Here is a 12,346-nt window from a genome sequence, read left to right on the forward strand (position 1 = left end):
GTCTCCTACTGCATCTCACACAGCTCCACGATCATGACCTCCATCGCCGCGTTATCCATAACCTGTCCGGTCTTGAGCTTGTAGTCCATGTCCTGACAGTTCTCCACTATGTCTTTAAGCTGTGCCATGCTGTAGCCCCTGCACTGAGCCTTGTAATTCTTCACTGCCCACACCGGGCATCCTGCGATCTTCGCCAGGCTGGCGTCCTGCGCGCCATCTGATAATGCCATCTTTACCAGAAGGAGCTTGTTGAACTGTCTCATGATACATGCGTTTATCATGATCGCCGATTCCTTATTCTCAAGAAGATCGTGATACATACTGCAAGCCTTCTCCTTCTGCTTTGCAATGATGAAGTCTATCATCTGATACACCTTGCTCTCCGCATCCTGACTGCACAGAAGATCCACATCATGCTCGCTGACCTGCTTCGTGTCTCCGGCGTAGCTTATCATCTTGTCAACCTCATTCTTGATACAGTTCATATCCATGTTAGCAGCTTCGATTATCTTGTATATCGCCGTGTCTGTGGTGGCAACACCATCGGCACGGAACAGTGACTTCACCCACGTGACCATCATCTTCTCATCAGGGGTCGCAAAATCCAGAGCCTCTCCATTCTTGTCCACAGCCTTGAACAGCTTATACCTGGTGTCCACATCCATCTCTACAAATATGGCAACTGATGTATCCTCTATCTCCACCAGCTTCTTCGCAAAATCCTCGTTGCTGCTCTTGAACAGACCACTGTTCTCCACAAGGACAACTCTTCTGTCCGCAAAAAATGGCATCTCGTTGCAGAATGCAAGAAGCTCAGATGTATCGATCCCATTTCCGGCAAATTTCATAAAATTCAGATTATCGTCCTTATCAGTCAGAGCCGACAGCAGCTTATCTCTGTACTGGTTCACGAGATACCTCTCCTCCCCATACAGAAGATATATCTTGGCAAACTCCCCCGTCTTTATATGTTGGTTTATGACCGCCATCGCGTTCTTTTTTTCCTTTTTCTTTGTTGCAGCCATTACGTTTCTCCTTCATCAAGCTTATGTCTCACAATATGATTTTCAAAATACAGTACCAGTTTCTACCATAATTATATCTTATATGGCAAATCTGACCTGTTTTTCTATGTATTTTGATAATATCAGAGGTTATCTGACCTGTTTTTATAATCACATATTGATTATTTCTATAATGTCACTTTGGTTTTATAATCACCTACAGATTGTGAGTTTATGTACACTCACTCCAATAAACACAAATCTAATTATAACGGAGGTTCAACATGGAGACAACAGAAAGATATAAGTTAAATAAGGAACTTGCCCAGATGCTTAAGGGCGGAGTTATCATGGACGTTACAACACCTGAGCAGGCTAAGATCGCTGAGGCTGCCGGCGCTTGTGCAGTTATGGCACTTGAGAGAATCCCAGCAGATATCAGAGCTGCAGGTGGTGTATCACGTATGAGTGACCCACAGATGATCAAGGGAATCCAGAACGCTGTATCAATCCCTGTTATGGCTAAGTGCCGTATCGGACATTTCGCAGAGGCTCAGATCCTTCAGGCCATCGAGATCGATTACATCGACGAGAGCGAGGTTCTCTCACCAGCAGATGACGTATACCATATCGACAAGAGACAGTTCAAGGTTCCTTTTGTATGTGGTGCCAAGGATCTCGGCGAGGCCCTCAGAAGAATCAACGAGGGTGCTTCAATGATCAGAACTAAGGGCGAGCCTGGTACAGGTGATATCGTTCAGGCCGTAAGACATATGAGAAAGATGAACAGCCAGATCGCTGAGATCGTCAGCATGAGAACAGATGAGCTGTATGAGGCAGCTAAGAAGCTTGAGGTTCCTTACGATCTCGTTCAGTACGTACATGAGAATCACCGTCTCCCAGTTGTAAACTTCGCAGCCGGCGGTGTTGCTACTCCTGCCGACGCAGCTCTCATGATGCAGCTCGGTGCTGAGGGTGTATTCGTAGGTTCAGGTATCTTCAAGTCAGGAGACCCTGCTAAGCGTGCTGCTGCCATCGTTCAGGCAACAACAAACTACAATGACGCTGATCTCGTTGCAAAGCTTTCAGAGGGACTTGGTGAAGCTATGGTTGGTATCAACGAGCAGGAGATCGCAATCCTCATGGCAGAAAGGGGTAAGTAATATGCAGGTTGGTGTATTGGCAGTACAGGGAGCTTTCGCAGAGCATGAGCATGTACTTTCCGAGCTCGGCGTATCATGCTTAGAACTTAGAAATGCCGGAGATCTGAACAAGCCTTATGACGCCCTGATCCTTCCTGGCGGTGAGAGCACAGTCCAAGGAAAGCTTCTCAGAGACAGCGACATGTTCGACACTATAAAGTCTCAGATCGAGGGTGGCATGCCGGTTCTTGCCACATGTGCAGGACTTATTCTTCTGGCACAGCACATCGAAGGTGATGACACTGTACACCTTGGCACTCTCCCTGTCACAGTAAAGAGAAATGCCTACGGAAGACAGCTTGGAAGCTTCCACACAGAGGCCGAGCTTAAAGGTATCGGTGAGGTTCCTATGACTTTCATCCGTGCACCTTATGTGGCTGAGGCTTCACCTGAGGTTGATGTCCTTGCAACAGTTGATGACAAGATCGTGGCAGTTAAGTACGGCAACCAGTTTGCCCTCTCCTTCCACCCTGAGCTTGACAGCGACTACAGGATCCACAAGGCATTTGTAGACAATATCCAGTAATATATTGACTACAGTCTAAAACATATATCAATAAAAAAAAGCCTGTGACATATACAGCAGTTATCTGCCGGTATATGTCACAGGCTTTTTCTAATCTATTTTTCCGGTATGCTCCAGGCCATCAAAGTCCGTCATACTCTCATGCTCAGGAAGCTTTGTGAGCGGTTCTTCCTTCTCCTCTATCTTCTCAAGGATCTCCTTGTATTCATTATCCTTGATGTGGTTGCCGATGATCTCCGCCACATCCGTAACTGTGACAAATGCAGAAGAATCTATGGAATTGATGATGTTCTTCAGCTCACCGATCTCAAATCTCGTGATAACACAGTAGAGCACTGTCTTGTTGCCGCTTATCATTCCCTTGCCCTGCATGATGGTAACTGTTCTTCCAAGCTTCTTGTATATCTTGTCTGCCACCTCTCTGGCATCATCAGTTATGATCATGGCTGCCTTCGCCTGCTCAAGACCGGTCTCAACCATATCAAGCACCTTTGATGTTATAAAGTATGTAAGAAGACTGTACATCGCCCTGTCCAGACCAAAGAGCATTCCCGCAATAGAATATATGATCAGATTCATGCCCAGAACAACTCTTCCAACCGGCCAGTCTTTTTTCTTGTTCAGCATGATGGCCACGGTCTCCGTTCCATCCAGACACCCGCCGAACTTGATGATGATACCAACTCCAAGTCCAAGTATCACACCGCCGAAGCACACCGCAAGTATGGTCTCTGAGGTTGCATTTTCAAGGGGTTTGAATATCTCCACAAATACTGAGAATACAGCCATGGAATAACCGGACTTCACCATGAACATCTTACCAAGCTGTCTTGAACCTATTATAAGAAACGGAACATTAAGAACGATCGTCAGAATACTCAGGGACACTTCTGTGAGATTATTGATCATGATACCTATACCGATGACTCCTCCGTCAAGTATGGTGTTCGGCACGAGAAATTCTTCGATAGCAAATGCAGCTATAACTGCGCCAAGTGTCAGCATTACAAATTCCAGCAGTAATTTTAGTTTTTTTGTCATACTCATCTTCCTTTCCACATCATAGTCGTTTCTTCCTTCCCCTGTTCTCCTTTCAGAATTCTTATTCTCATAACTCCCTGATCATCTGTATCCGGTTACCGAAATTCCACCATCCGTTATCTCTACACATATAGCTCCATGGTCTATGGTACTCATTACATCAGCTCCACAGGCATCCAAACGCTCCAGTGTCTCCCCGTGCGGATGACCATATCGGTTATTCTCCCCCGCCGATATGATCGCAAGATCCGGGTCGACTGCTCTCAGGAACTCCCCACTCGTAGAATATCTGCTGCCGTGATGTCCGACCTTCAACACATCAGCACTCAGATCACCGCCCTCCGAGATAAGCTCCCGTTCTCCATCTTCTCCCAGGTCTCCCGTAAATAAAACACTGTACCCTCGATACTCCAGACGGATAACCGCAGAAAGATCATTTGCATCTTTTATATCAGTTTTTTCGGACGGATGCAAGAAATTTAACCACACCTTAGCTGCATCCTTGCCACAGGACATTTGAAAACCGCCGTCCATATATATGATATTTACGCCTCTTTTCTCTGCCAGCTCAAGCAGTTCACCCATATTTTCAATATCACCATACATCGGAACCACAAGATTATCTATTCTGATACCGGAGTTCGTATCGCTTAGAAGATATTGGATACCGGACACATGATCCTTATCTCCGTGTGTCACAAATGCATAATCTACATGAGCTGCACCATAAAACTTTAGAACAGGCACCATCACGTACTCACCAACCTTATTGCTACTCGACGAGCCCCCATCTATCAATATATTTACTCCCATGCCAGACCTTATAAGTATGCCGTCTCCCTGACCAACATCCATAAATACAACTCTGAACTCCCGGTCAAATGAAGCTGCTTCGTAACACACGCAGCACAAGGTCATGATCACAGCAGCGCACAGACAGACCATCCGCCTCCTCACCCTGGCGCAGTCTGCACTCTTTGCTCTTACAAGCAGGATCAGCACTCCAACCATAGCCATATAAAATACTACGATCATCATAACCGACACATGGCCTGTATTTATACTGTAAAATGGAAGCTTCATCGCCCATTCGCAAAGCTGCCTGTATATTGCAAGTATCAGCTTCACAGGAAACGCTCCTATGCCCACCGCCATCTCATTGCCCTGTAGTATCCCGGGAAAAATAAGCATAGCCGCAATCACGACGATACTCACGAATATTATCACAGAAACCAATGGCACTATGAGCAGATTCAGAAAGATCGAATACAGCGGAAACTGGTAATAATAGAATATAACAAGCGGTCCGGTGGCAAGTGTTATCGCCAGATTCATTACAAGTGTGCTGACTACCTTATTCTTAGCTGGAATAAGCTTTTTCATAAGTGCTCCAGGCACCGCCATCCCCAGCACTGCGGCAAAAGACAACTGAAATCCGGCATCAAGGATGATACCCGGATCAATCATCGCCTGTATGACTGACGCGGTTCCCGCGGATGTAAGCATATCAGGGCTTCGCCCCTTTACCTGACCGATCACAGATATCACCATCATTATCATGGCTCTTACAGTTGAACTCGCCATCCCGGTCATAACTCCGTAAAGTACGATCACAGATATAGCCATTATACCTGATGCCATATATGACCCTGTAAGCCTTCGCAGCACGCCGAATAATGTCATTCCTATTATTGCTATGTGCACACCGGATATCGCCAGAATATGAGCTATTCCATTCATCTGAAACAGCTTCTTCGTATCCCTGTCAATGCCGCTCTTATCCCCCAGTAGCATTGCCTTTATCACCGAGCCATCAGTCTCTCCAAACACACTGTCTGTGATCTCCCCGGACTTTATACGCAGCCTGAACAGAATGTCTCCTATACGGCTGTAGTCCTCTCCACACTCCAGAATGGAGATATCCTTTCCTACTATATATATTCCCTTGTGCGAATAATATTCCCGCGCATCGAATTCGCCCGGATTATCTGCAGAGTCCGGCCTTGACAGACTGCAGCTTAAGGTCAGCTTCATTCCGGTCTTCAGGCTTCCCACGTCTTCCATGTACAGCAATACCTTTGATCTTCCCCGGTATTCCACAGTTTCTTCTGAGTCGCCTCCGCCAAATGTTATCCATTCCGCATACACATATACCCGCCATTCATCGCCGGACTGCCTGATCTCGTACACCTTTCCTTCTATACCGCCCGGCTGCTGCCCATCGAGCTCTTCTGCGAGTCTCTCCTGCTTCGACATAGCACAACCATTCATATAACCGGTCAAAGAGATCATTCCAAATATCATCATACTCAGAACGCATCTGACGATCCTGTTCTTTCTGTCTTTATCACCATGAGCTTTGCCACTATAAAAAAACATGGCTGTACCGGCTTTGTCCATGTAAACCGACAATACCGGTGCAGCCAATATGATCAGACCAATTATAAGCACTGAACTGTCAGCCGCCTCTTTATACGCCTCTCCAAGCGCAAAGCATACTGCTATCCAGAATAATGGTCTCTTTATATTCGTATCCTCCTGTTTTGTTCAAACTTCTGTTTATATCTCAAGCTTTGAATAATCAGCAGTAAATTTCCTGCTGAGATCGATGTTGTTCAATCTGTTATTTGTATTATCCACATTTATCTGTACACTCTTGACATCTTCAAGCTCCATGAGGGAATCCACAACAGAATACACAAGTATCTCATCGTCCACACCTGCTGTTCCATCCGCAAAGCTCTCATTAAATGTTATCGTACACACATCGTCAGCATCATCCACAGTGACACTCTTAACCACAGTTTTCTCATTGAGCGGTACAACTGTTCCATCGTAACTCATTCTCAGTCCTGCAACCATCTGTTCCTCCAGTGATTCAGGCGCTGATCTGTCCAGATCTATGGTCTTCTGAACCAGCTTCTGTCCTGTGCTGTCCGGCATATATATGTTGTACTCTTCATGTGGATTCATGAAGTTGTCCATATCTGAAAATGAATCATTTGTGAGCTCCTCACGCACGATACTGTTCTCATTTGCAATGTCAGTGTATTCATACACAACCTTCTTCACCGATTCGATCTGTGTCAGAGTTCTCACAAATGCCGCCTTGCTTAGCACCATCTCATATGTGTCAGTGGCCTCCCAGTCAACGTTGAACATAAGATTGATCGTCGCCTGACCGTCATATGTATATCTCTGGTACGTAACGCCCTGGGGAACCGGAACCTGTTTATCCGTCATTTCCCCACTGTCCATCAATGCGTTCATCACAGTGTCGATAAGATTCTCCGTCGTGACGAGCTGGTCTCGGGTGAAAACCTCCGGGAACAGATCAGTCCACGTTGAGTTTGCGTAGTACAGAGTCAGATTTTCATCTGAATTGTCTGCTGAATTTTTCTTTCTGCCATTCTTGCTGTCGCTTCCACACGCCACAAGAATCACCACTGCAGCCATGACCACGGCAGTGAGCATAATTCTTTTTTTCGTCGTCATATTAATCCCTTACTCGTGAGCCTGTAATGGAACCTTTACCGTAAATGTAGTTCCTTTTCCCGGTTCACTATACACATTTATAGTTCCTTTGTGCATGATAATTATATTCTTCGTGATGGCTAGTCCCAGACCGGTTCCACCAGTGTCTCGACTTCTCGCCTTGTCTACTCTGTAGAATCTCTCAAAAATATGATTTATGCAATCCTCCGGTATTCCTACACCGGAGTCTGCTACCTTGATATAGAAGTTCCTGTGGTCTGAATTGAGCGAAACCTTTATCCAACCGCCATCAACGTTATACTTTATTCCATTCTCTATCAGATTCGAGATCGCAAGAGTAAACTTCACCTTGTCTATCTCTGCCTTTATGTCTCCAAAGCTCTCAAATGAAAGCTGTATACTTCTCTTCTCCGCCAGAGGCTTAAGTCTCTTGAGTATGAGATCCATAAATTCATTCATATCCACAGGCTCTTTATTCAGGCTGTCAGGGCCTTTGTCAGTCTTAACGAGTGTAAGCAGATCACTTATGATCTCTGCCTCCCTGTCTATCTCCTGAACTATATCCTCCATGAATTCTCTGTACATCTCCGCCGGCACATCACTCTGGGTGAGCAGCGACTCTGACAGAACCTTCATGGATGTTATCGGTGTCTTTAACTCATGTGAGACATTTGACACGAATTCCTGACGGGACTCCTCAAGAAGCTGTGCCTTGTTGAATATATCGTTTATATCCTTTGTCAGCTCCTGTGTCTCCCTGAACATACCGTCCACGCTCATCGGTTCAAGGCTGCCGCCTTTCATTCCCTCTATCTCGTTTCTGACATGGTTCACATCCCTGACTGATAACTTAGCCGCAAAATAAGCAGCTATCAATCCAAGTATCAACGATATCACAAACAGATAAGTTGCATTTCTCTTCATATATATTGACAGGTTCTCGAGAGCATCGGTCTCAAGAGATATCAGTGCCACCGCATCTGTATAGCCCTCACTGTTGATCACTGGAACTATGCGCCTGTACACATTTTCCTCTGTCTCTGATATATACTTCTGCTGCCCCTTCATTACGCTGAACACGTTCTCATCCACCAGATATCTTCCGGTGTCTTTTCCATAGGAGTCCACCACGACCTTGTAATCAGTATCCACTATAACTATACGGGCAGAGAGAGAATAAGCCATGGTCTTTATCTCGTCCACGGCTCTCCCTATATCATCCTCCGCCTTGTGTTCATTCACTATATGGGCAATGTATTCTGCACACTCCTGTGCGTGTCTGTCAAGATTTCTCTCACTCTTCGAATTCACAGTGCCCGCCAGTATCCACAGTGCTGCATAGGCGATCACTGCCACACTGACTGCCACTATAAGCGATATGATCGTTCTCTGCCCCACTCTGATACTGACTCTGGATCTCTCCTGGGCGGTATTCTTCTCTTCAATTTTTTCTGTTTCAACTGTTGCACGTTTCTTTTTTTTCATATCAGCCCTTGAAGAAATATCCTACTCCCCATTTTGTATGAATGTATACCGGCTCACCCGGATTAGCTTCTATCTTCTCACGAAGTCTTCTAACATGCACATCAACTGTTCTCGCATCTCCCGGGTAGGAATCTCCCCAGATCGTATTCAGGAGTTCATTTCTTGAATATACCTTGTTTGGATGCGCCATGAGCAGCTCAAGAAGGTCAAACTCTTTGGCTGTCAAATTAAGCTCCTTACCACCGACAAATACACGTCTGCTGTCAAGCTCAACCTTCATTCCGTTGATCTCCATTACATTTGACGGTTTTGCAGGTGCCTGCTTGCGGTTGCTTCTTCTAAGTATAGCCTTGATCCTGGCCTTCACCTCAAGAATATTAAATGGCTTTGTTATATAGTCATCTGCACCATACTCGAGTCCCATGATCTTATCCATGTCCTCACCCTTTGCAGTGAGCATGATAATAGGAACATTGGAAAACTCTCTGACCATCTGGCAAACCTCTATTCCTGTGTATACAGGTATCATTATATCCAGCAGAACTATATCGTAATCATTTGCCTTTATCTTCTCTATAGCTTCACCGCCATCGTAGGCTGTATCCACTTCCATATCGTCCTGTTCCAGGCTGAACTTCAGCCCCTTAACGATCAACTTCTCATCATCCACAACAAGAACTTTCTTCATCTTAACATCCTTTCTACCCCGAGACTCATTTACTCTGTCGATATATATGTCTCCAGTTTCTCATATATACTGTCTCCTATGCCGCTGACATTCTTAAGGTCATCTTTGCAGGCAAATGCTCCATTCTTCCGTCTGTACTCAACAATCTGCGAGGCCTTCGTCTCGCCTATTCCCGGTAACGTCATAAGTTCCGCAGCATCTGCACTGTTGATGTTGACCAGTCTCTGTTCCGACGCATCTGTCCCGGCTTCGCTCTCATCCGGAAGCTGTTCACCTCCGACAGGAAAGTACAGCTTCTGACCATCCTCAAGCACATCTGCAAGATTCACCGCAACGGTATCTGCGTCATCGGAGAATCCTCCCGCCGCCTCAAGGCCATCATTCGCCCTGGATCCGGCTTCGAGCTCATATACGCCCTCATTCTTCACTGCTCCGCATACAAAAACTGTTATGTATTCTGGAGTTTCTGAATGTATCGTTACACTGTCGTCTGCTCCGGCTTCTTCCGCGCCTTGCTGCGAAGCTTTCTCCGTAACATTCTCTTCTGAATTACCGGATATAGTTACCTGTTCTTCTCCACAGCCGGAACACAATAATGTCATTGTCAGCACGCATAAATATGCTAAATTTTTAATTATTTTCTTCATCGTGCGACACCTCCTGTGTCAGCACAGAATTACACAGGTTTATTGTATCTAAACACCTCTGAATTTACAACAATATATTTCTATTTTATTTCATTTTTGTTACTTTTTTCACAAAAGAGCCCTTTTATCCCTTATTCATTGATACTTTTTACAATACATAAAAATGTAACATTTTTATAAACTCCCCGATTCAGATCAGACATAAAAAAACAGCATACATGACCGGTAATCTTCCATCCTTACAGATGGCTGTCCACCATGGTCATATATACTGTTTTATAATTTACTATTTTATTATTTGAAGCTTTGTTATATTCTGCCATGCATCCTAGAATAAAGGCTCCTTGAGGATAGCAGTTCCGATACCCTTCTGGGTGAAGAATTCAAGAAGCAGGCAGTGTTGGAGACGGCCATCAAGTATATGCACTCTTGAAACTCCATTTTCCATGGCTGCGATACAGTTGTTAAGCTTTGGAAGCATACCACCGCCGACAACGCCCTTCTCTATGATGTCCTTTGCCTCGTGTATATCCATCTCTGAGATAAGTGTTGACTTGTCTGTTGGATCAATAAATACTCCCTCGATATCTGTGAGGAATACAAGCTTCTCAGCCTCAAGAGCTGTTGCTACTGCACAAGCAGCATCGTCCGCATTGATGTTGTAATCCTCGTAGTTCTCATCCACTCCTATAGGTGCGATAACCGGGATGAAATCATCCTCGATAAGTGATGTAAGGATGGATGTGTCAACATTTGTTATCTCTCCCACATAACCTATATCCTTGCCACCAGGGAACTTCTTCTTGACTGTGAACATTCCGCCGTCCTTGCCGCTGATTCCGACTGCCTTAAGTCCGATCTTCTGCATGAGACTTACAAGACTCTTGTTGACCTTGCCGAGAACCATCTCTGCGATCTCCATCGTCTCTGCATCTGTAACACGGAGACCGTTGATAAATTCTGCCTCCTTGCCGACCTTCTCTACCCATTTGCTGATCTCCTTGCCGCCACCGTGTACGATGACCGGCTTCATGCCGACAAGCTTCAGCATGGCAACGTCCTTGATAACGTTGTACTTGAGATTCTCGTCAAGCATAGCGCTTCCGCCGTACTTTACAACCACTGTCTTGCCCTGGAATTTCTTGATATATGGCATAGCCTCTATCAGTGTCTGTGCCTTCTCAATTACCTGATCTACTGTGTAATCACCTATAACCATTTTTCTGTCCTTCTTTCTTCTATATTTATATATCTTCGGTTTATCTACCTTAGGTTTATCTGTCTTTTGCCTTCAACTTTATCTTCCAGCCTGATCAATGTCAACGATTAACGCATCGTCTCAATTTAGTCTTATTTGATTTATTGACTACAATCTATTTTTAAATTTACGCAATATGTTTTATCTTATAACCTGCTTCCATTTTTATATGGCTTATCTCACTGGATTTTACTTTCTATAATCCGCATTTATCTTGATATAGTCATATGTGAGATCGCAGCCCCACGCTGTGGCCATCTCATCCCCCATATTCATATGCGCCTTGAGCTTTATCTGCTTCTCTGAGAGTATGTGGCTTGCTTCCTTCTCATCGTAATCAGTTGTCACTCCATGCTTTACGATCTCAAGATGTCCTGCCACACTGGCTATCTCTATATCCACCCTGTACGGATCAAACTTCACGCCGCTCTGTCCCATGGCGCACACTATTCTGCCCCAGTTGGCATCAGCTCCGTACATGGCACACTTTACAAGATTGGAGGCCACTATCGCCTTTGCCAGATGTCTTGCAGTATCCTTATCCGGCATGCCCGACACATCCACCTGAAACATCTTGGTAGCACCCTCGCCGTCCGAGGCTATCGCCCTGACAAATGCGCGGTTGATATATCTTATTGCCTCGACAAATGCAGGAAAGTCGTCATCGGTCTCCAGCAGCTCCTCGTTGCCCGCCATGCCATTTGCAAATATCATGACAGTGTCGTTGGTGGACATATCTCCGTCCACTGACACCATATTGTATGTATCGACCACGTCAGCCTTAAGCACCTTGCCCAGCAACTCTGAACTGATATTCAGGTCTGTCGTGATAAAGCTGAGTACGGTTCCCAGGTTAGGATTGATCATTCCTGATCCCTTACACATACCTCCGATGGTGACCTGCTGCCCCTTGATCTCTAAAGTTACGGCTATCTCCTTCTTATAGATATCAGTCGTCTGGATCGCCTCCGCGGCATCCACTCCGGCATCTATAGAATAT

At 45.3% G+C, this 12,346-nt stretch carries 11 protein-coding genes; 2 read left to right on the forward strand and 9 right to left on the reverse strand.

Annotation, left to right across the window (positions count from 1 at the left end; genetic code table 11):
• Positions 1 to 5: 5 nt before the first annotated feature.
• Positions 6 to 1,025, reverse strand: coding sequence for a DNA polymerase III subunit delta (holA, locus tag CCU_RS00730; RefSeq protein WP_015533192.1), 1,020 nt, complete (start codon positions 1,023 to 1,025; stop codon positions 6 to 8).
• A 263-nt stretch (positions 1,026 to 1,288) separates the two neighbouring features.
• On the opposite strand from holA, the gene pdxS reads away from it, so the two are divergent.
• Both pdxS and pdxT read left to right on the forward strand, forming a co-directional pair.
• Positions 1,289 to 2,167 carry a pyridoxal 5'-phosphate synthase lyase subunit PdxS gene (gene pdxS / locus CCU_RS00735; RefSeq protein ID WP_004848658.1) on the forward strand — a complete coding sequence of 293 codons (879 nt, stop codon included), beginning with the start codon at positions 1,289 to 1,291 and terminating at the stop codon, positions 2,165 to 2,167.
• A 1-nt stretch (position 2,168) separates the two neighbouring features.
• Positions 2,169 to 2,732 (forward strand): pyridoxal 5'-phosphate synthase glutaminase subunit PdxT, encoded by a 564-nt coding sequence (gene pdxT / locus CCU_RS00740; RefSeq protein ID WP_015533193.1) that lies wholly within the window; start codon positions 2,169 to 2,171, stop codon positions 2,730 to 2,732.
• A gap of 90 nt (positions 2,733 to 2,822) precedes the next feature.
• Here pdxT and CCU_RS00745 read toward each other — a convergent pair whose 3' ends face one another.
• From CCU_RS00745 to argJ, 8 genes are all read right to left on the reverse strand, one after another.
• Positions 2,823 to 3,773 (reverse strand): YitT family protein, encoded by a 951-nt coding sequence (locus tag CCU_RS00745; RefSeq protein ID WP_015533194.1) that lies wholly within the window; start codon positions 3,771 to 3,773, stop codon positions 2,823 to 2,825.
• Between the two features lie 81 nt (positions 3,774 to 3,854).
• Complete coding sequence (locus tag CCU_RS00750; protein ID WP_208895874.1) at positions 3,855 to 6,224, reverse strand: DNA internalization-related competence protein ComEC/Rec2; 2,370 nt, start codon at positions 6,222 to 6,224, stop codon at positions 3,855 to 3,857.
• A gap of 108 nt (positions 6,225 to 6,332) precedes the next feature.
• A complete protein-coding gene (locus CCU_RS00755) occupies positions 6,333 to 7,268 on the reverse strand; it encodes a GerMN domain-containing protein (RefSeq protein ID WP_117874671.1) in 936 nt (311 codons plus the stop codon).
• A gap of 9 nt (positions 7,269 to 7,277) precedes the next feature.
• On the reverse strand, positions 7,278 to 8,753 hold the full coding sequence (locus CCU_RS00760) for a sensor histidine kinase (protein ID WP_015533196.1): 1,476 nt from the start codon (positions 8,751 to 8,753) through the stop codon (positions 7,278 to 7,280).
• 1 nt (position 8,754) lies between these two features.
• Positions 8,755 to 9,441 carry a response regulator transcription factor gene (locus tag CCU_RS00765; protein ID WP_015533197.1) on the reverse strand — a complete coding sequence of 229 codons (687 nt, stop codon included), beginning with the start codon at positions 9,439 to 9,441 and terminating at the stop codon, positions 8,755 to 8,757.
• Positions 9,442 to 9,470: 29 nt separating this feature from the next.
• A complete protein-coding gene (locus CCU_RS00770; RefSeq protein ID WP_015533198.1) occupies positions 9,471 to 10,088 on the reverse strand; it encodes a ComEA family DNA-binding protein in 618 nt (205 codons plus the stop codon).
• Positions 10,089 to 10,416: 328 nt separating this feature from the next.
• Complete coding sequence (gene argB / locus CCU_RS00775; RefSeq protein ID WP_015533199.1) at positions 10,417 to 11,307, reverse strand: acetylglutamate kinase; 891 nt, start codon at positions 11,305 to 11,307, stop codon at positions 10,417 to 10,419.
• A 228-nt stretch (positions 11,308 to 11,535) separates the two neighbouring features.
• Positions 11,536 to 12,346, reverse strand: an 811-nt coding sequence (gene argJ, locus CCU_RS00780; RefSeq protein WP_208895875.1) for a bifunctional ornithine acetyltransferase/N-acetylglutamate synthase, incomplete at its 5' end; no start/stop codon positions are given.

Origin of the sequence: Coprococcus sp. ART55/1, assembly GCF_000210595.1 — a bacterium.
Taxonomy (GTDB): Bacteria; Bacillota; Clostridia; order Lachnospirales; family Lachnospiraceae; genus Coprococcus; species Coprococcus aceti.

Bases quoted from the DNA above. Each gene is read 5' to 3' on its own strand.
- holA (WP_015533192.1), bottom strand. From the start codon at position 1,025: ATGGCTGCAACAAAGAAAAAGGAAAAAAAGAACGCGATGGCGGTCATA.
- argB (WP_015533199.1), bottom strand. From the start codon at position 11,307: ATGGTTATAGGTGATTACACAGTAGATCAGGTAATTGAGAAGGCACAG.
- pdxT (WP_015533193.1), top strand. From the start codon at position 2,169: ATGCAGGTTGGTGTATTGGCAGTACAGGGAGCTTTCGCAGAGCATGAG.
- CCU_RS00760 (WP_015533196.1), bottom strand. From the start codon at position 8,753: ATGAAAAAAAAGAAACGTGCAACAGTTGAAACAGAAAAAATTGAAGAG.
- pdxS (WP_004848658.1), top strand. From the start codon at position 1,289: ATGGAGACAACAGAAAGATATAAGTTAAATAAGGAACTTGCCCAGATG.
- CCU_RS00745 (WP_015533194.1), bottom strand. From the start codon at position 3,773: ATGACAAAAAAACTAAAATTACTGCTGGAATTTGTAATGCTGACACTT.
- CCU_RS00765 (WP_015533197.1), bottom strand. From the start codon at position 9,441: ATGAAGAAAGTTCTTGTTGTGGATGATGAGAAGTTGATCGTTAAGGGG.
- CCU_RS00755 (WP_117874671.1), bottom strand. From the start codon at position 7,268: ATGACGACGAAAAAAAGAATTATGCTCACTGCCGTGGTCATGGCTGCA.
- CCU_RS00770 (WP_015533198.1), bottom strand. From the start codon at position 10,088: ATGAAGAAAATAATTAAAAATTTAGCATATTTATGCGTGCTGACAATG.